The 19,412-nt window shown below is 70.6% G+C and carries 14 protein-coding genes and 3 tRNA genes; 9 read left to right on the forward strand and 8 right to left on the reverse strand.

All coding sequences use genetic code 11. The annotated features are described in order from the left end of the window. The first annotated feature begins 3 nt into the window (after positions 1 to 3). From AB0B64_RS53435 to AB0B64_RS53455, 5 genes are all read left to right on the forward strand, one after another. Positions 4 to 1,242, forward strand: coding sequence for an FAD-dependent monooxygenase (locus AB0B64_RS53435; RefSeq protein ID WP_357959371.1), 1,239 nt, complete (start codon positions 4 to 6; stop codon positions 1,240 to 1,242). A gap of 92 nt (positions 1,243 to 1,334) precedes the next feature. Beyond that, positions 1,335 to 2,687 carry an NDP-hexose 2,3-dehydratase family protein gene (locus tag AB0B64_RS53440; protein ID WP_357959374.1) on the forward strand — a complete coding sequence of 451 codons (1,353 nt, stop codon included), beginning with the start codon at positions 1,335 to 1,337 and terminating at the stop codon, positions 2,685 to 2,687. A gap of 9 nt (positions 2,688 to 2,696) precedes the next feature. Beyond that, positions 2,697 to 3,446, forward strand: a complete 750-nt coding sequence (locus AB0B64_RS53445) for an NAD-dependent epimerase/dehydratase family protein (protein WP_357959377.1) — start codon at positions 2,697 to 2,699, stop codon at positions 3,444 to 3,446. Between the two features lie 28 nt (positions 3,447 to 3,474). Continuing rightward, positions 3,475 to 5,019, forward strand: a complete 1,545-nt coding sequence (locus AB0B64_RS53450; RefSeq protein ID WP_358201242.1) for a tryptophan halogenase family protein — start codon at positions 3,475 to 3,477, stop codon at positions 5,017 to 5,019. Positions 5,020 to 5,023: 4 nt separating this feature from the next. Then, on the forward strand, positions 5,024 to 6,781 hold the full coding sequence (locus AB0B64_RS53455; RefSeq protein WP_358201248.1) for a cation:proton antiporter: 1,758 nt from the start codon (positions 5,024 to 5,026) through the stop codon (positions 6,779 to 6,781). Positions 6,782 to 7,889: 1,108 nt separating this feature from the next. On the opposite strand, the gene AB0B64_RS53460 is transcribed toward AB0B64_RS53455, so the two are convergent. Further along, positions 7,890 to 8,846 (reverse strand): hypothetical protein, encoded by a 957-nt coding sequence (locus AB0B64_RS53460; RefSeq protein WP_358201256.1) that lies wholly within the window; start codon positions 8,844 to 8,846, stop codon positions 7,890 to 7,892. 168 nt (positions 8,847 to 9,014) lie between these two features. Between AB0B64_RS53460 and AB0B64_RS53465 the strand changes: the two genes are divergently transcribed. Further along, complete coding sequence (locus AB0B64_RS53465) at positions 9,015 to 12,035, forward strand: BRCT domain-containing protein (RefSeq protein WP_358201261.1); 3,021 nt, start codon at positions 9,015 to 9,017, stop codon at positions 12,033 to 12,035. A 383-nt stretch (positions 12,036 to 12,418) separates the two neighbouring features. Next, positions 12,419 to 13,306: a PhzF family phenazine biosynthesis protein gene (locus AB0B64_RS53470; protein WP_358201265.1), complete on the forward strand. Its 888-nt coding sequence runs from the start codon at positions 12,419 to 12,421 to the stop codon at positions 13,304 to 13,306. Positions 13,307 to 13,496: 190 nt separating this feature from the next. Here AB0B64_RS53470 and AB0B64_RS53475 read toward each other — a convergent pair whose 3' ends face one another. The 5 genes from AB0B64_RS53475 to AB0B64_RS53495 form a co-directional block, all read right to left on the reverse strand. Further along, a complete protein-coding gene (locus tag AB0B64_RS53475) occupies positions 13,497 to 14,087 on the reverse strand; it encodes an HD domain-containing protein (RefSeq protein WP_357959395.1) in 591 nt (196 codons plus the stop codon). Positions 14,088 to 14,291: 204 nt separating this feature from the next. Then, positions 14,292 to 14,366 (reverse strand) — tRNA-Val (locus tag AB0B64_RS53480). Position 14,367: 1 nt separating this feature from the next. Then, positions 14,368 to 14,441, reverse strand: a tRNA-Cys gene (locus tag AB0B64_RS53485). 14 nt (positions 14,442 to 14,455) lie between these two features. Next, a tRNA-Gly gene (locus AB0B64_RS53490) sits at positions 14,456 to 14,527 on the reverse strand. 38 nt (positions 14,528 to 14,565) lie between these two features. After that, positions 14,566 to 15,201 (reverse strand): ACT domain-containing protein, encoded by a 636-nt coding sequence (locus AB0B64_RS53495; RefSeq protein ID WP_357959398.1) that lies wholly within the window; start codon positions 15,199 to 15,201, stop codon positions 14,566 to 14,568. A gap of 81 nt (positions 15,202 to 15,282) precedes the next feature. Here AB0B64_RS53495 and dusB point away from each other — a divergent pair, with 81 nt between their 5' ends. After that, complete coding sequence (gene dusB, locus AB0B64_RS53500) at positions 15,283 to 16,392, forward strand: tRNA dihydrouridine synthase DusB (protein ID WP_357959401.1); 1,110 nt, start codon at positions 15,283 to 15,285, stop codon at positions 16,390 to 16,392. Between the two features lie 9 nt (positions 16,393 to 16,401). Here dusB and AB0B64_RS53505 read toward each other — a convergent pair whose 3' ends face one another. Next, positions 16,402 to 17,181 carry a phytanoyl-CoA dioxygenase family protein gene (locus AB0B64_RS53505; RefSeq protein WP_357959404.1) on the reverse strand — a complete coding sequence of 260 codons (780 nt, stop codon included), beginning with the start codon at positions 17,179 to 17,181 and terminating at the stop codon, positions 16,402 to 16,404. 34 nt (positions 17,182 to 17,215) lie between these two features. Between AB0B64_RS53505 and AB0B64_RS53510 the strand changes: the two genes are divergently transcribed. Then, positions 17,216 to 18,193 (forward strand): helix-turn-helix domain-containing protein, encoded by a 978-nt coding sequence (locus tag AB0B64_RS53510; RefSeq protein WP_357959578.1) that lies wholly within the window; start codon positions 17,216 to 17,218, stop codon positions 18,191 to 18,193. A gap of 29 nt (positions 18,194 to 18,222) precedes the next feature. Here AB0B64_RS53510 and AB0B64_RS53515 read toward each other — a convergent pair whose 3' ends face one another. Then, complete coding sequence (locus AB0B64_RS53515; protein ID WP_357959407.1) at positions 18,223 to 19,374, reverse strand: ROK family protein; 1,152 nt, start codon at positions 19,372 to 19,374, stop codon at positions 18,223 to 18,225. Between the last annotated feature and the right edge of the window lie 38 nt (positions 19,375 to 19,412).

Raw genomic sequence — 19,412 nt, forward strand, 5'->3', positions numbered from 1 at the left:
CCGATGCCGGAAGCGCCGCCACAGGTCGTGATCATCGGAGGCGGCCTCGGCGGCTTATGCGCGGCCCACGGGCTGCGCGCCGCCGGGATCGAGGTGGCGCTCTATGAGCGCGACCCCTCGCTGGACCACCGTCCACAGGGCTACCGCATCCACCTGGACTCCCGGGGCGCGGGCGGGCTGCAGGAGTGCCTGCCGCCCCGGCTGTACGAGCTGTTCGTCGCTACGGCCGGGCTGCCCAGCAGCCGGGTCACGATCGTGGACGAGCGGCTGCGGGAGCTGCACGCCGTCCAGTTCGACGGCGTGTCGGCGGGGGAGGACCCCAAGACGTTCAGCGCCGCGGTCGACCGGATGACGCTGCGCCAGGTCCTCCTGGCGGGGCTGGACGACGTGGTCCGCTTCGGCGCCGAGTTCACCCACTACGAGCACGAGGGCGAGCGGGTGCGCGCCTGGTTCGCCGACGGCACCAGCGCGGTCGGCGACCTGCTGGTGGGTGCCGACGGTGTCGGCTCCCGGGTACGCCGGCAGTACCTGCCGCACCTGGAGATCAGGGACCTGGGCACCAGGTGCGTCTACGGCAAGACGCGGCTGGACGATCGCGTGGCCAAGCTGCTGCCGCCCCGGCTGACCGACGGTTTCATGTCGGTGCGGTCGAAGCGCGCCGGCATGGCGCTCGGCCTCGTACGCCTGCGCGAGGATCCGGCCGAGGCGGCCGCGAGGCTCTGGCCTGGTCTGAGCCTGAGCTGGGCGGGTGACTACGTGATGTGGGCGCTGGCCGTGCCCTCGGCCGGGCTGCCCGGCACCGACGCCGAACTGTCGGCGGCTGGTGGCGCCGGCCTGCACGAGCTGGTGCGGGAGCGGATCACCGGCTGGCATCCCGACCTGGTGGCGCTCGTCGCGGCCGCTGAGGTGGACCAGACCTTCTACGTCCCCATCAGGAGCTCCACGCCCATCGAGGCCTGGGCGCCGACGAACGTCACCGTCCTGGGCGACGCCATCCACGCGATGAGCCCGGCCCAGGGCTCGGGGGCCAACTGCGCGCTGCTGGACGCCGCGCTGCTGTGCCGCGAGCTGTCCCGCGCGGTGGCCGCCGGCGAGCCGTTGGCCGGCGCGATCGGCGACTACGAGCGGCGGATGACCGAGTACGGCTTCGCCGCGGTCCGTGCCTCCGAGGCGGCGGCCGCGGGGTCCGGCGGCGGCCTGCTGAGCAGAATGTTCGGCTGGCTCGGACGATTGTCGCGCTAGCGGTATTCAAGTGGAATTCGATGTGACCTGCCGAACATGGGAACATGTTCGACACGCCGGTAACGGCTGATGCCGCCGGAATTCCCGAATCCATGACCATCGCATTCTCGAAGACACCCTTTCGAGAATGGCTCGAAGAACGCGGCGGAGTTCACGACTTTCACGTCTCCCGCATTCCGCTCTCCGAACTCAAGGGCTGGGGATTCGAGGCGGGCACGGGAAACATCGTCCATGACAGCGGGCGCTTCTTCAGGATCGAGGGGCTGCGGGTCCGATCCGACTACGGTGCCTTCGCCGAATGGGACCAGCCGATCATCAACCAGCCCGAGATCGGGCTGCTCGGCATCATCGTCCGCAGGGTCGACGGGGTGCTCCACTGCCTGATGCAGGCCAAGATGGAGCCGGGCAACGTCAACACCCTGCAGCTCTCTCCGACCGTGCAGGCCACGCGCAGCAACTACACCCGGGTGCACAAGGGCACCGGCATCCGCTACTTGGAGTACTTCGCCCAGCCCAGGCGCGGTCGCGTCCTGGTGGACGTCCTGCAGTCCGAGCACGGCGCCTGGTTCCTGCGCAAGCGCAACCGCAACATGGTCATCGAGATCGACGAGGACATCCCCGTCGACGACGACTTCTGCTGGCTCTCGCTCGACGACACACGGGCGCTGCTGGCGGCCGACAACCTCGTCAACATGGACGCCCGCTCCGTACTGTCGTGCCTGGTCGGGGAGGGCTCGCGGCCTCGGCGGCCCGCGGCGGGCGCCTTCGAGGCGGCGCTGGCGCGCTCCTACGATCCGGGGGCCGGCCTGCACGACTCCGGCGAACTCCTGAGCTGGTTCACCGAGACCAAGGCGCTGCACGACGTCACCACCAGGACCGTGCCGCTGCGCGAGGTGTCCCGCTGGCACCGGTCGGGAGGGGAGATCTGCCATGAGGACGGCAGGTATTTCAGCGTCGTCGGCGTCGCGGTCGAGGCGACCAGCAGGGAGGTCAGCCACTGGACCCAGCCGCTGATCGCCCCGCACGGCTGCGGGGTGGTCGCCTTCCTGCTCAAGCGGGTGCGCGGCGTGCTGCACCTGCTGGTGCACGCGCGGGTCGAGGCGGGATACCTGGACGTGGTCGAGCTCGCCCCGACCGTGCAGTGCGTGCCCGACAACTACCGTGACCCCGCGACGCAGCCGCTGTTCCTGGACTACGTGCTCAACGCCGACGAGGCTCGGGTTCACTACTCGGCGATCCTCTCCGAGGAAGGCGGCCGGTTCTACCGGGCGCAGAGCCGCTACTCACTGATCGAGACCGGAGACGACTTCTCGCTGGAGGTCCCGCCCGACTACCGGTGGATGACCGCGGACCAGCTCGGCGGCCTGCTCAAGCACAACAACTACCTCAACGTGCAGGCGCGCACTCTCCTGGTGGCGCTCGCCGCACTCGGCTCCTGGCGCTAGGAGAGATCGATGCAGATCATCGGAAACGGCTTCCTCGCCCGCAACCTGCGCCCGCTCGCCGCCAAGCACCCCGATGTCGTGGCCGTCGCCAGTGGCGTCTCCTCCACGGCCACCGTCTCAGACGCCGAGTTCCTGCGCGAGGCCACGCAGCTCTACGAGATCGTCCAGCGCTGCAAGCGCGCGCGTCACCGGATGGTGTTCTTCTCCACCGCCTCGGCCGCCATGTACGGCCCGCCCGGCGACTCGGGGCGCGAGGACAGCCCCGTCTACCCGTACTCGCCTTACGGCCGGCACAAGCTGGCGATGGAGGCGGTGCTCGACGCCTCGGGCGTCGACTACCTGGTGCTGCGGCTGTCCCACGTCGTCGGCGCCGACCAGCCCCCGCACCAGCTGCTCCCCGCGCTGGTCAGGCAGATCATGTCGGGGACCGTGCGCGTCTACCGGGGCGCTCGCCGGGATCTCGTCGACGTCGCCGACGTCGTCTCCGCCCTGGACGGCCTGCTCTCCGCCCACGTCTCGCGCGAGGTCGTCAACGTGGCCTCCGGCCTGGCCGTACCGGTGGAGTACGTCGTCGAGCACATCGAGGAGCGAATGGGGCGCGTCGCGGTCAAGGACGTCGTGGAGATCGCCGGCAACCACTCGGCGGCGCCCATCTCGATCGAGAAGGTCCGCCGGCTGGCCCCGGCCGCCCTGAGCACGCGTGACTACCGGGCCGTCCTCGACAAGTACATCCCCGCCGCGATCGGCGCGCTGGCATGAGTCACCCATTCTCGAGCAAGGGATCAAGATGGTGAAAAGAGTCGTCATCGTCGGCGGGGGCACCGCGGGCTGGATGACCGCGACCTATCTCCAGGCGAGCCTGCGCGACAAGGTCTCCGTCACGCTGGTGGAATCCGGCCGCGTCCCCACCATCGGTGTGGGAGAGGCGACCTTCAGCACGATCCGCGGCTTCTTCGAGTTTCTCGGGCTCGAGGAGCGTGAGTGGATGCCGGCCTGCAACGCCACCTACAAGCTCGCCATCCGCTTCGAGAACTGGCGCGAGCCCGGCCACCACTTCTACCACCCCTTCGAACGGCTGCGGGTCGCCGACGGCTTCAGCCTCGCCGAATGGTGGCAGCGGCTGGGTACGACCGGCCGCTTCGACCAGGAGTGCTTCCTCATCTCCGCGCTGTGCGACGCCAAGCGCTCGCCGCGCTTCCTGGACGGCACCCTTTTCGAGGACGCCGACCCCGAGGGCCCGGCGGGGCGCACCACGCTGAGCGAGCAGGTCACCCAGTTCCCCTACGCCTACCATTTCGACGCGGCCCTGCTGGCCGGCTACCTCATGCGGCTCGGCACCGGGCGCGGGATCAGCCGGGTGGTCGACGACGTGCTGGAGACCCGCCTCGACGAGCGCGGCTGGATCAGCCACCTGGTCACCCGCGAGCACGGCGAGATCCACGGCGATCTCTTCGTGGACTGCACGGGCTTCCAGGGCCTGCTGATCAACAAGGCGCTGGGCGAGCCGTTCGTCTCCTACGCTCGCGAGCTGCCCAACGACCGCGCGGTGGCGCTGCGCGTACCCACCGACATCGAGCGCGAGGGGATCAGACCCTACACGACGGCCACCGCGATGGACGCCGGCTGGATCTGGACCATTCCGCTGCACGACAGGCTCGGCATGGGCTACGTCTACGCGAGTGACTACTGCTCGCCCGAGGAGGCCGAGCGGACGCTGCGCGACTTCGCCGGGCCCGCCGCCCGCGACCTGGAGGCCAACCACATCCGGATGCGCATCGGCAGGAACCGCGACTCCTGGGTGAACAACTGCGTCGCCATCGGGCTGTCGAGCGGGTTCGTCGAGCCCCTGGAGTCCACGGGGATCTTCTTCATCCAGCACGGCATAGAGCAACTCGTGAAGCACTTCCCCGCAGGGGAGCACGAGGAGGGCCTGCGGCGTGACTACAACCGGCTCATAGCGCGCTGCCTGGACGGGGTGCGCGAGTTCCTGTCCTTCCATTACTACGGGGCCGCGCGGGCCGACACGCCGTACTGGAAGGCGACCAAGGAGCGGGACCTGCCCGAGGGGCTCGCCGAACGACTGGCCACCTGGGAGCACCGGCTGCCCGACACCGAGAGCGTCTGGCCGTACTATCACGGCTTCGAGCCCTACTCCTGGACGTCCATGCTGCTGGGCCTGGGCGGGCTCAAGCCCAGCCCCCGCCCCGTCCTGGACCTGCTGGACCCGGCGGGCGCGCGGCGGGAGTTCGCCGCGCTGCGGGGGCAGGCCGCGCGGCTGGTCGCCGCGCTGCCGAGCCAGTACGAGTACTTCGCGAAGCTGACGGCCGGATGAGCCGATGTCAGCCGACCAGACCTTCGAGCACCTGTGTGTCGCCCTCGTCCTGATCTGGGTCACGGCGGCGGTCCTGGCCAGGGCCGCCGCCCGCATCGGCCAGCCGCCCGTGCTCGGCGAGATTCTCGCGGGGATCCTGCTGGGCCCGGTGGCCCTGGGCCGCGTCGCTCCGGGTCTGCGCACCTGGCTGCTCCCCGCCGAAATCTCCCCGTACCTGGCCGTGCTGGCCTCGATCGGGCTCGCGCTCTACCTGGGCGCGCTGGCCTACGGCCTGGACCCCAGCCCGTTGGTGGGCCGAGCGGGACTGATCGCCAGGGTCGCGGCCGGCTCGTTCGGCCTGCCCTTGGCGCTCGGGTTCGGCGTGGGCGTCGTCCTGCTGGTCCGGAGCCCGGTCTCGAGTACGGCTGGCGCGCATCCCGCCGCCTTCGTCCTGTTCATCGGGGTCGCGCTCGCCACCACCGCGATCCCGGTGCTCGTTCGCATCCTCATGGACCTGCGCATCACCGAGACCGTGCCCGCCATGGTCGGCATCGCGGGCGCGACGGCCACCGACGTGCCCGCCTGGATCCTGCTGGGGATCGCCGCCGCCTTCGCGCAGCCGGGATTGTCCTCGTGGACGGCCGTGCTGACAGCGGGCGGCGTCATGCTGGTCGGCCTGATCGTGGTCCGCAGGGTGCTGCGGGGCCGCGTCGGGCGCTTCCTGCGCGACCTCGACACCGGGCCCGCCGCCGCGCTGGTCCTGCTCGGTGCGGTGGGCAGCGTGGCGCTGGGCCTGCACGTGGTGTTCGGCGCGCTGTGCGCGGGGGCGATCCTGCCCAGGCGCGACGACGGCACGTGCGATGAGCGCATCCTGGCGCCGATGCGGACCGTGGGCAACGCGCTGATCCCGATCTTCTTCGTCGTCTCCGGTGCCTCGATGGACCTGACGGCGTTGCCGGCGGGCGGCCTGGCCTGGCTCGGGCTGATCCTGCCGGTGGCCATCGTGGGGAAGGTCGGCGGCGGCTACCTGGGCTCGCGCCTGGCCGGGCTGCACAGGAAGGACGCGCTCATCGTCGGGGTCCTGCTCAATACGCGGGGCCTCACCGAGATCGTGGTGCTCAGCGTGGGCTTGCAGGTCGGCCTGCTGACCAAGGGGATGTACTCCATGTTCGTCCTGATGGCGCTGATCACCACCGCCCTGACGGGGCCGCTGCTGGGCCGCCTCATGCGCGGGACCCCGCGCGAGCCGGTGCCGGCGGTGCCGATCGCGGACCTGGACGTGCGGGAACTCAAAGCCCTGATGAGCATGTTCCCGACGGGCGTGGCGGTCGTGACCACCCTGGACGGCAAGGGCGTCCCGCACGGCCTGACCTGTTCCTCGCTGTCCAGCCTGTCGCTGGAGCCGCCGCTGCTGCTGGTCTGTGTGCACAACAGGAGCGGCACCCTGGCCGCGCTGCGCGACAGCGGCGCCTTCGCCGTCAACCTGCTGCACCACGAGGGCGGGGAGGCGGCCGAGGCGTTCGCCGGCGGGGGGCGCTTCACGGCCGTCGACTGGCGCCCCGGCGAGCTGTGGTCGACGCCCGTCCTGACCGGGCACGACGCGCACGCGGCCGCCGAATGCGCCCTGCACCGGCTCATCCCGATGGGCGACCACACCATCGTCGTCGGCAGGGTGGCCCGGATCACCGTGCTACGCCCCGCCGCGGTCCCGCTGGTCTACGGACAGCGGCGCTACGCGGCCTGGCCGCGTAGCGCCACGGCGGACAAATCCGCGGATCAGTAGATCCCCTCGGGCGCCTGGCGGCTGATCTGCAGCGGGCGGACGTTGGCCACCCCGTCGCTCGGCCACCGCCCGCCCGTCTCGTAGCGCAGCGCCTGGTCGCGCTCCAGCACGTTGGGCAGGAAGAGGTCCTCATGGAGCACGGTCAGCATGACCTGGCCCAGCTCGCCGTACCCGACGGTGCGCTCCCAGTCCCCCTTGTCCACCACCGACATCGTGACGTGCGGGTAATTGGGCGCGTACGGCAGGAGCGCGCCATCGCGCTCGGCGGGCAGGCTCGCGGCGTTGCCGAAGGTGTTGCCGTAACTCATCCCGACGATGCCGTCGCCGAGCGCGGCACGGAAGGAGCGGTACATCTGCGGGGTGATCTGCGTCCCGCTCAGCCGGACGCCCCCGAGCGCGGCCACGAGCTCGGGCTCGCGCCTGGCCAGCGCCTGGAACAACGCCGGGGTCGTGTTGACGTGGTCGATCCGCTGGGTGCGCAGGATGGTGGCGATCTGCTCCACGATGTGGCCGGTGTAACGCTCGGCCTCATCAAGCCGTCCGTCCCGCAGCAGCCGCTTGATCCAGCGGGGATCCAGGTCGATCCCGTAGACCAGCGAGCCGTACAGCTCCGACAGCTCCCACCAGCCGTTGCCGATGAGGTGTGGTCCCGTCGGTGTCGCCTGGACCCAGGACCGGCCGGGCTGGAAGCCCTCGGTGACGAAGGACCAGCGCCGCCACACTCCCCGATGGGTGATCATCCGCGGGGTGTAGAAGACCCGGCAGGGGTCGCCGGTGGTGCCGCCGGACTCCCACACGCGTCCCACCAGCGGCCTGGGTACGGCCATCGGCACCAGATCCGCGGGATCCAGGTGGCGGAGCAGGGGCAGCTCGAAGGGGCCGAAGGCTCTCAGCTCCTCGTAGCGGGTGATGTCGTACGGATCGAAGGGCAGCTCGGCCGCCCGCTTGAGCCAGAAGGGCGAGCCGGATTCGGGGTCGAAGTGGCGGCGGACCACCTGCCGCGTCCACTCGTCGAGGTCGAGCTGGAGCCATTGGTCAGTGAGCTCATTTTCGGGAAGCTCATTTTCGTGGAGCTCATTTTCGTGGAGCTCGTTTTCGGGAAGCTCGTTCATCGTGCGCCTCCTGGCGAGAGCTGGACGCCGAACTCGTGGATCGCCGTCAGGGCCTCCGCCACGTGCTCGGCTGACTCCACATGGACGACGTGGACGTTGGGGGACTCCAGGAACAGGTCCACCTGGGCGGGGCCGAGCAGCAGCGCCAGCTCGGTGTCGTGCCGCTCGAGACCGGCGAAGACCTGCGGGAGGCTGACCCGCTCGATCGGGTTGCGCCGGAACTCCGCCCGCACTTCGGCCGCCGTGGTGAGCGTCCTGGGCGTCATGCACGAGCAGAGCGGGATCACCGGGTCGTCGAAGGGGACGGTGTCCAGGGCCGGGTCGAGGAAGTCGACGAGATACTGAGACAGGGGGGAGTGGTAGGCGGCCACGACCTCCTTCGGAATCCTGACCGCGCCCTTGGGCAGGCCCGCGGCGAGGTCGTCGAGCTCCGCCCGGTAGCCGGCCAGGAGGAGCATGCGGTCACGCCCGCCGACCACGCCGAGCTCGGCGGCGACGTGCAGCCCGTCGCCGAGTCTGCCTCGGAGGTAGTCCTCCACGTTCGCGTCGGCGGGGACGACGAGGGCGGCCACGCCCTGCGCGGGGCCCGGCGGCGGTGGCGCGTCACGCAGCCTGGCCAGCAACCCGAACAGCCCGCGCCTGCTGAGCGACCCCGCTATGCAGGCGCTGATCCTGCCGCCGAGGCTGAGGCCGCCCACGACATCGGGGCGCACACCGTGCTCGGCGAGTACGTCGCAGAGCCCGAGCACCACCGCGGCCTGCCGGATCGCGCCGACCTGACGGAACTCCTGCTGCGTGGGGAGCTCCCAGGCGAGGAGCCTTTCGACCGCCAGCCCCGTCCACTCGTGTACCTGAGCGTAGAGGCGGCGCACCGCGGGGAAACGCTCATAAAGGTCGGCGCCGGTTCCCGGGTTGTCGTTGAGACCTCCGTCCACGATATACGCGAGTGCCATGGGAGCTCCTCAATTTAATTTTTGTTTAAAGCCTGCCGCTGGTTGCTCGAATAAGGCTCGAGCGATGTTCGGGCGGCTGTTCTTTCTTTTCTTCCGCCGTTGGCGGCCACGACCTGCCGCCACGAACAAGGGGCGAAGTGTCGGTCATATCCGTTATGGTCGCTAGGCATGATCATCAGTGGCAGCACGATCGTGCTGGCCGGGCGGTTCAGCCGGGTTTCGAAGGATGAGGCCAAGCACGGCTTGGAGCTGTTGGGCGCGAAGGTGACCGCGTCGGTCTCGGCGAAGACGGATCTGGTCTTCGCCGGGGAGAAGTCGGGCGCCAAGGCGGGTCCGGCGGCGGTACGCGGCGTTCCGATCTACGACGAGGACGCGCTGGTGGCCGTGCTGGAAGGCAGGGAGCCCGGCACCCGGCCGCCGTCCCCGCCGTTCACCGGCGTCCCGGACGAGCGGATGGGACCCGGCGAGGCCCTCGACATCCTCAAGAACGCCGACTGGTCCGCGTTCTCCCCGGATCGCGACACCGTACCGCTCCGGGACGCCCTCCACGCTCTGGAACGCGCCCACGGCGTCACCGACGCGCATCGCCTCGCGACCGCCCGGCTCCGCGACGCGGGTGCCGCGCTGCGCCACTCCGACGTGCACCACGGCCAGTTGAACGGCCACGCACTGAGCCCGGGCGGCCGCCACCTCGCGGTCGGCAGCTGGACCGGCGAAGACTACGACCGAGGCGGGGTCCTGCAGATCTTCGAGGTCGCCACCGGCCGCTGCGTCCACGCGATCGACGGCATCATGGGCGGGATCGGTTTCGAGAACTACAGCCGCAGCCTCCAGTGGTCGGCGGACGGCAGACGGATCGCGCTGGAGTACAACACCAACGCGACCGGCGTGTGGGACCCGTTCGGCACCGCCGGCGAGCCGATGGCCGATGCTTTCTTCCTCGGCTCCGGCAGGCCGTTGGGCATGGCCTTCGCTCCCGAGGGCAGGCGCGCGTTCGTGTACGGAGGCGAGTCGGACTTCCTGCGCAACGTCATCGTGGCGATGCACGAGGGCTCGGTCGCCGGGCCGCCGGATGCCCGCCCGGAGGGAACGGAGCCGATCGAGTTCAGCGCACCATCGCGCGAACCCTGGAGCGACGAGCCCGAGTTCATCCTCGGCCGGGCGTTCTGGTCGCGCGACGGTTCCCGGGTCTATGGAGAGGCGGGGGACGCGTACGCGGCGATCTCGCTCGACGTGGAGAAGCGGCAGGTCTCCTGGACTCTGGACCTGGAAGAGGATCAGGACGCGCCGCCGCCCGAGTGGAGCCTGGACGAACGGCTCCTGGCCTACCAGCGTGGCGGAAAGCTCGTCATCGCCGACGCGCTGACGGGTGGGAGCACGGCGGAGCTTCCGGGCTACCCGGGCGCCGACGTCCTGTGCTGGGGGCCGGACGGCCGGCTGGCAGTGGTGGACCCGGCCGGTGGGACCGTCGGGATCATCGACGCGACGACCGGCGAGCACCGCCACGACCTGAACGTACAGGCGGCCACCTCCAACCCGCGCGGCTGGGACGCCCGGTCGTGGGCCTGGTCACCGGACGGCGAGCGGGCCGCCTGCGTCACCGACGTCGGGCGGATCGAGATCTGGTCGCTCGGTGAATCCCCCGAACGGCTGCGTGTCCTGGACGGCGTCCGGCATACCGTCGGCCAGTGGGAGTACGGCTTCGGCCTGGAATGGCCCGCCGACGACGTGCTGATCGCGATCGGCGCGCACGCGGTGCGGTTCCTGCGTCCCGAGACCGGTGAGATCATGGCCGACCACCCCTTCCACCACGCCCCGGCCGCCCGTCGCCCGCTCTTCCTGGCCGGTCGTGACCTCGGCGACCGGCTCCGGCTCGACCCGACGTTCGCGCTGGACGAGGACACCTGGGCGGTGGCGTTCGAGGACGGCACGGTCATCGCGCCTCCCGGCCGGGACGACGATCTCGACGGCCGGCTCTGCTGGACCGTCGACCGCCGCTTCGCCTGGCCGTTCCGTTGGGGCGACCAGAGCGTCTTCCCCGACGCCGCCCGCGCGGGAGTGGGGGCGGCCTCGCCGGAGACCGAGCTGCTGCTGAAGCCGTTCCGGGGGCGTGGCAGCACGGCGAAGGTGGTGGGGACGTGGCCGCCGCCCGACACCGCCACCGTCACCGATCTGATCACGGTGGTCCTGGGCACGCTCGTCGACCTGACCGTTGAGCATTCGGCCGTTTACGAAGACTGGACCATCGACACGTTCCAGCAGCTCGCGATGATCCGCGCCCGGCGGGGCGAGGCAGCCGAAGCCCGCGACCTGGCCCTCGCGATGCCGGAGCACCGGCTACGTCCCGGACACTTGGCGCGGGTCGCGCTCGCGCTCGGCGCGGCCGGTTTCGGCGCCGAAGCCGCCGCCGTCTTCCCCTACGCCGACGACGATCTCGCGCAGGTGAGTGACGGGGCGGACCTAGCGGCGGTCGCCGGGGCCTGCGCGGTCCTGGGGCGGCATGAACGTGCCGAGCGGTGGTTCGCCGCCGCACGCGAGGCCGCCGACGCCCACCGTTCGAACTGGGAGGTCCGCCTGCCGCTGGTCTGGGCGCTCACCGAGTGCGGCCGGGAGCAGGAGGCCCGCGCCGTGCTGGACGAGGGCGCCGGCACGCCGGAGGACCGGTATCACGGTGTGCCCTGGCTGGTCTGCCTGCTCAGGCGGGGCGAGACCGAGCTGGTACGCGAGCTGATCGGGGAGCGCAGCAAGCCGGATGACCCGAACGAGCGGCACGAATATGGCGTGCGCTGGTTCGACGACTGGACGGCGGCCCGCGCGCTCACGCTCAACGGGCAGCCGGATCTGCTCCGGCTGTGGGGCGACATCAACCGGACTTGGGTGCGGGACGACCTGCCGATGGCCGAACGGATCGCGGCCGAGGGCAGGCCCGCCGGCCCGACCGACGACCAGTTGACCGATCTCGCCGCCCAGCACGCCGGGCTCGCGAAACTCCCCAAGGCGGCGAAGCGCCGCGAGTCCGCACATATGGCCCGGAAAGCTGCGGAGTACGGCCACGTCAGCGCCGTGCTGGACCTGCTGCCCGGGACGGGCGAGGCCGGCAACTATGGGCTGGACAGCAACACGCGTACCTGGGTCGCCTTCAGCGCCCTGCGGACCATCGCGATCGGCGTGGACGTGGACGTGTGGTGACCGGGTGCACCGGCGGGCGCCCGCCCCCGGCCGATCGTGCGGCCGGATCGCCCCCCAGCCTTTCTCAGGCTTCCAGAACTTCACTGTGCCACGAGCCATGGTCGCAGTGTGGCAGCGAAAGGACGGGCGCATCACCTCCTGCCACGGCCGGCCGCACGTCATGTTGCCGCATCGGGGCTCACTGGCGTATCTGTGGGAAAGGTGGTGATCGCCACTGACTCACCCGCAGCGCCGCCGCGGCTCGCGTGATGCTCCCGGCGCGTAGGGTCGCCGCGAACGAGCGCAGATCGGCCATGTGGAAGTCCTTCTCCATAAGCCTTCATTAGGTCTCCCACACTGATATCGCCATTCTCAATAGAGGGAGCCGCTCCTAGGCTGGTCGCATGGCTACCGGCTACCACCACGTGGACGTTTTCTCCGATCGTCCCTTCACCGGCAACAGCCTCGCCGTCTTCGTCGACCCTCCGCCGCTCGGCGAGAGCCAGATGGCGAGGCTGACGCAGGAGCTCCGGCACTTCGAGACGATCTTCGTTCGGACCACCGATGCGCCGGATGTCGTCCACGCGCGGGTCTTCGACCTGATGGGGGAGCTCGACTTCGCCGGGCATCCGGTGCTGGGCGCGGCGGCCGTACTCCATGAACGCGCAGGGGTCGCGTACGGCGAGGAGCGGAACTGGAGTTTCGCGCTTGGCGCCAGGAACGTCGACGTCACCACGCGCGGCGACACCGCCGGCCAGGTCTCGGCCCTGCTGGACCAGGGACGCCCCGAACTCCTACCGTCAACCGCCCCTCGGGGGCCGGTCGCCGCGGCGCTGGGCCTCACCGCCGCCGACCTCGACGACACCTTGCCGCCGGAGGTCATCTCCACGGGCCTGCGCTATCTCGTCGTACCGGTGCGCGACGCCGACGTGCTCGCCCGAGCCCGCATCACGCACCCGGACTTCGAGGGCTTCCTCGGCGGGTACGGCGCGCAGTACGTCTACGTCCTCGACGCGGGCGCCGTCGAGGGCCGGCACTGGAACAACGACGGTGTGCTCGAAGACGTCGCGACCGGCAGCGCGGCCGGCTGCGTGGCCGCCTACCTGATGCGGCACGGCCGGGCCCGCGATGGCCAGGAACTGTCGCTGGCGCAGGGCCGCTTCACCGGACGGCCCAGCAGGATCGCCATCACCGCCTACGGGACGCCCGACGTGGTGGAACGGGTCACCGTCGGGGGAGGAGTGTCGATGGTCGCCACCGGCGCCCTGCGCGCGCTCCCCGAGGCGTCGTGAAGGTCTACGGGCCTGAAACCATCCGGCGCGCGGTCCCCGGCCTCAGCCCTGGACCTGACGTGGTCGCCCGGCACGATCGGCCCATCACCTCATGGAGCAGCACGTCATGAAAATCGCCATCACCGGCAGATCGTAGGGCCCTACTGAGCAGGCGTTTCACTCCCTGGCGGACTGGATGACACGCTTTCGGTCAGGGCTTGATCGGGTAGGTGGATTGGAAGGCGAGTCTGCTGTCGGCGTCGTTCGCGACTCGGGTGATGAACTCGTCCAGGCCCATGAACACCTGCCACGCCGGCCGCCCGCTCGCGGCGGCGAGCCGGTCGACGATGAGCTGCTCGAGGTCGACCACTCGTTTCGCCTTCCAGATCTTGTCGGCGAGGCTGACGAGATGGTCCTCGAGGTTCGTATCGGATGCGGTCCATGAGGCGTGGGTACGGGCGAAGCGAGCAAGTCGTTCTTCGACACCGTGGGCGCGGAGAAGCTCGTAACCATCGGGCTCATGGATCGAGCCCGGTCCAGACAGCTCTTCGAGGTGCAGGATCTTGCCGATGTCGTGTGATGCGGCACCGAACAGGACGGCTTCCCGGTCGATTCGCACCGTGGTGTGCTGTGCGTCGAGCCAATCGAGGATCTCGCAGGCCACGTCGTGAACCGCTCGCAAATGGGCCGCGAGGCGCGGCGGGGTGTCCAGAGATTCCAGAAGAGCGGCGACCCGGGGAGGGAGAGGGCGAATAGGCGGGTCGCTGGGATCGGTGAGCGCGTGGATCAGGGGCGCGAGCACGAACGGTATGTTACGCGCATGCTCCCTCACACCCCACCCGGACGACCGCGTCGCGTCCGCCTTTCGGTTCGCCACTGAGCTGGTCGCCTTCACCTGAGGTGCGGGCCGCAATCGGGGTGATGGCCACCCACCCGGGGCAACAGAAAGCCCCAGACTCTCGGCATCCGCCGTGAGCTGGGGCTATAACAGGTCAGACCTGCTCTGTGGTGGACGATACTGGGATTGAACCAGTGACCCCTTCCGTGTCAGGGAAGTGCTCTCCCGCTGAGCTAATCGTCCTTGGAGGTGGAGACGGGATTTGAACCCGTGTGGACGGCTTTGCAGGCCGCTGCCTCGCCTCTCGGCCACTCCACCGAGTCGCCCATCCGAGCGGAAGACGGGATTCGAACCCGCGACCCTCACCTTGGCAAGGTGATGCTCTACCACTGAGCCACTTCCGCGTTGCCCCATAACTCTAGCGGGTTTTCTGACCGGATGCTCACTTGCGGAGCTGGCGGGCCACGCTCCGTTCCGTCGCGGGCAGGCTGAGGAAGATCTCCAGGATGCGGGTGAGGCGGTGCACCTCGATGCGGTGGAAGGCCGGGCCGTCGCTCCTGGCCAGGAGCAGGGTGAGGGCCAGCGGCGGGAGCGGGGCGTGGATGACGTGCAGGCCGTCGTCGAGCGTGAGGGCCATGGGCCGAGATGGTACGTCCTTCGGCAGCGTCACCTGCTGCGGCGCGCGCCAGCTGGCGTAGATGACGCCGCGCTCGGCGGCGGTGGCGGCCCAGTCGGCGCTGAACAGCACCGGCAGCGAGTCGACCAGGGTGGTCAGCGCCCTGTCGCCCGCCGTGGTGATGTATTTGAGGATCTCCAGCTCCGGGTAGGTGCCCGGGGCCTCTCGGGTGGTCCAGATGCCTTCGACCGCCACGTCGGCGACGCTCTGCAGGCTCTTGAGCAGGGTCTGCTTGGGGGTGCCGTCGGGGCAGAAGACGGTGATGTCGTCCACGGCGCGGCCGGCGCCCCTGTCGAGAACGGTGAACTGGGTGATGTCGGCTCCGACCGTGCCGAGGACCCGGGTGATCTGTGCCAGCGAACCCGGCCGGTCGGGCAGTGCGATGCGTACTCGCAGAAGCATCCGTCCCCTCCCCACTAGATGCCAGTTCACAGCCTATCCGCGAATACCCGTCACGGCCTGACCTGCGCTACAACTGACTGGGTGAAGATTGGACCGATAGGGGTGTGGCCGCCGGTCGTGCTGGCGCCGATGGCGGGCATCACCAACGCGGCGTTCAGGGTGCTCTGCCGCGAGCAGGGCGCCGGGTTGTTCGTGTGCGAGATGATCACCACGCGGGCGCTGGTGGAGCGCAACCCCAAGACGTTCAGGATGATCAGGTTCGCGGAGTCGGAGCGGCCCAGGAGCATCCAGCTGTACGGCGTCGACCCCGACACCGTGGGCCGCGCGGCCAAGATGATCGCCGAAGAGGACCTGGCCGACCACATCGACCTGAACTTCGGCTGCCCCGTGCCCAAGGTCACCAGGCGCGGCGGCGGCTCCGCGCTGCCGTACAAGAGGAATCTGCTGCGGCGGATCCTGCGTGCGGCGGTGGCGAATGCCGGCCCGCTGCCCGTCACGATGAAGATGCGCAAGGGCATCGACGACGATCACCTCACCTACCTCGACGCCGGCCGGATCGCCGTCGAGGAGGGGGTCGCGGCGATCGCCCTGCACGCGCGTACGGCCAAGCAGCACTACGGCGGCGTGGCCGACTGGGACGCGATCGCCAGGCTGAAGGAGGCGGTGCCGGAGGTTCCGGTGCTGGGCAACGGCGACATCTGGTGCGCCGATGACGCGCTGCGCATGGTGGCGCGGACCGGTTGCGACGGGGTGGTCGTCGGGCGCGGGTGCCTGGGGCGGCCGTGGCTGTTCAGGGATCTGGAGAACGCGTTCAACGGCAGTCCGGAGCGGGTACGGCCGAGCCTCGGCGAGGTGGCCGGGATGATGGCCAGGCACGCCGAAGGGCTCACCGAGTGCTTCGACATCGAGCGTTACGCGATCGCCGACTTCCGCAAGCATGTCGGCTGGTATCTGAAGGGGTTCACGGTCGGCGGCGAGCTGCGGCGCGAGCTGGCCACCGCCGATTCGCTCGACGGGCTGCGGGAGGGGCTGGCCAAGCTGGAGCACGACCAGCCGTGGCCGCCCAACACCGACACCCCGCGCGGCAAGTCGGGCGAGCGCGGCAAGGTGCTGCTGCCGGACGGCTGGCTGGACGACCCGTGGGATTGTGTCGTGCCGTCGGACGCTGAGTCGGATATATCCGGCGGCTGAGCTGTCTATCTAGTGCGGGCCGGCCGCCTCTGTGCCGCAGGGGCCGCCGCCGGTGGCGGGCTGGAGCTGGACCGGGTCGCCCGACATCGTGAGCGTCGGGTAGTACGCGGAGATGCGTTCGGCCGAGCGGCCCGCGTAATGGCAGATGAAGCTGCGCCTGAACCGGTCGGCCGTGCTGTTGGGCTCGGAGCCGTGGACCAGGCTGCCGTTGAAGAACAGCACGTCGCCCGGATCCATGTCCACCGGCACCCGCTCGAGGCCCGGCGGTGGCGGGACGTAGTCCTTGGTGAAGGAGACGTTGTTGTCGGCCTCCTCGGGACAGAACAGGTCCATCAGGTGCGTGCCGGGCACCACCTCCAGGCCGCCGTTGGCCCGGTCGACGCGGTCCAGCGCCACCCAGGCGGCCACACACGTGCCCGGCTCGACTCGCAAGTAGAAGTTGTCCTGATGCAGCGCCTGCCCGCGCGCGCCGGGCGGCTTGAAGTAGAACATGCTCTGGGCTGCTATCGGCTCCTCCCCGAGCAGGTCGCGGAGCACGGCGGCGATCCGGGCGTCGAGGAGGTACCGTAGCGCGACGTCGTTCACCTGGTGGGGGTGCATGACGCGCGGGTAGTCGCGCAGGATGTCGTACGGTTGGCCGGGATCCTGCGGCTTGGGGGAGAAGTGACCCGGGATCGGGCCCCGGGCGTGCAGCGCCATGAACTCCTCCCGCAGCTCCACCACCTCATCCGCGGCCAGAAGACCGGGCACCAGGACGAACCCTCGATCATGGAAATCTGTCAGCCTCATACCTTCACGCTAAGGAGCCGGACCGGTGAACGGTATGCCTGTGACCGCTGAGGAGATGTCTGTTCCTGCTGCGGAGCTGACGATCGTGGGCCACTTCGACAACCGGCCCGGCTACGCCACGCGGCGCGTCAGCGGCTCGCCGAGCTGGCTGCTCATGTGGACCCAGGACGGGGCGGGACTGGTCGAGCAGGCGGGAGTGTCGTTCACGGCCGGGCCGGGGGATCTGGTGGTGCTCGGGGCCGACGCCGCGCAGCACTACCGGGTCGCGCCGGGGGCGGAGCGGTGGCGCTTCTGGTGGGCGCACTTCCAGCCGCGCCCGGCCTGGCTGGGCTGGCTCGCCGAGCACGCCCGGGCTCCGGGCTGCCACCTGGTCGAAGGCGTGCCCGAGCCGACCCGCGCCCAGATCGACGAGGCATTCGGCCGCGCCGCCAGAAACGCCCGCTGGCTCCCGCCCGCCGTCCGTTCCCTGGGCGAGCCCACGCCCGCCGCCCGCCCAGCGCAGGCGCCCGCCGCCCGTCCCGCGCAGGCGCCCACTGCCCGCCTCGCGCGCGAGTACGCGCCCGCCGTTGCCGTCTCCGGCCCCGCCCGTGAGCTGGTGCTGAACGCGGTCGAGGAGGTGATCGTGCTGGCCACCGCCGCCGCGCGGCCGGTCGGCGACGCCCGGCGTGCCGAGGAGCCCGGTGACGCGCGGGTCCACCGGGCGCTGGCCCTCATCGCCGCCGAACCGGGCGCGCCCCACTCGGTCGCCTCCCTGGCCAGGGCCGTCGCCCTGTCGCCCTCCCGGTTCGCGCACCTGTTCACGACCGAGACGGGCCACCCGCCCATGCGGGCCGTACGGAGGGCGCGGATCCGGCACGCGGCCCGGCTGCTGGAGGTCACGGACATGGACGTCGGCCAGGTCGCGGCGGCGTCGGGCTTCGTCAGCCCGTTCCACTTCAGCCGGGCCTTCAGCCACGAGTACGGCATGCCGCCCCGCGACTTCCGCTCCCGTCTCCGCCGGTCAAATGCCTAACAAGCCGCACGCCTGACAGGCCGAACGCGTCAGCGCAGCGGCGTCAGCGGTGCGTCGGAGGTGAACAGTTCGCTGTCCAGGTGGTCGGCGGCGTAGTCGATGGCCCCCATCACCACGCATTCGTCCCCCAGCGTGGACGCGCGTACCTCCGGCATCCGCATGCAGGCCCGCTCCAGCCGCTCCCGCAGCGGCGCCAGCAGGACGTCGGCCGAGCGGGAGAAGCCGCCGCCCAGCACCACCATCTGCGGGTCCAGCACCAGCACCATGGCCGCCGTTCCCACCGCGAGGTCGTCCACGTAGCGGTTGACCGCGGCCAGGGCGACGGGGTGGCCGTCGCGGGCCGCCGCCAGCGTGTAGCCCGCCGCGTCCTCGGGCGCGGTGCCCTCCGGCACGACCTCGCAGCCGTTGAGGTGCTCGGGAGCGTCGTACCAGCGGGCCTCCGGCAGCATGACGATCTCGCCGGCGGCGGCGCCGAAGCCCCGGTGCACCTTGCCGTCGATGATGAGGCCGGTGCCCATGCGCCGTCCGACGTGCAGGAACACCACGTCCCGAGCGCCCTGCGCGGCGCCCCGGCGGGCTTCGGCGAGTGCGGCCAGGCGGCTGTCGTTCTCGATCAGCACCTGGCACGGGAACATCTCGCGCAGCTTGGCCGCCAGGTCGAGGCCCGTCCAGACGGGGATCGCGGCCGAGAACGCGATGCGGCCCTCCGGCGTGAGCACGCCCGTGGTGCCGACGGCCACCGTCCAGAGGTCCGCGGCCGACCTGCCGCTGAGCGCCAGGCAGCCGGAGACCGCGCGGTCTATGGCGGCCAGGCGCTCCTCCAGTGGCGCGTCCGGCAGGACGGGCTGCCGGGTCTCGGCCAGGATCTCGCCGTCGAGGTCGGACAGCGCGGCCCGTACGTTGTGCCCGCCTATGTCCACCCCGACCAGGCAGCCGCTGTCAGCGCGGAACCGGTAGCGGCGGGCCGGCCGGCCCATCGTGCCCGGCGAAGGCGGTACTTCCTCCACCCAGCCCAGCTCCATGAGCTCGTCGGCGACCTCCTTCATGGAGGGCCGCGACAGCCCCGTCCGCTCGGCCAGCGCCGAGAGGGTGAGCGGTCCGGCGCCGCGCAGCGCCCGTATCGCGGTCAGCGAGTTGAGCTGCCTGAGCCGGGACAGGTCGCCGCCGCGCAGGTTCGCCATCGCCGCCCCTAACGTAGGTGTCCTCTGTAACTCGCCAT

Origin of the sequence: Nonomuraea sp. NPDC049129, assembly GCF_040648495.1 — a bacterium.
In the GTDB taxonomy this organism is placed as follows: Bacteria; Actinomycetota; Actinomycetes; order Streptosporangiales; family Streptosporangiaceae; genus Nonomuraea.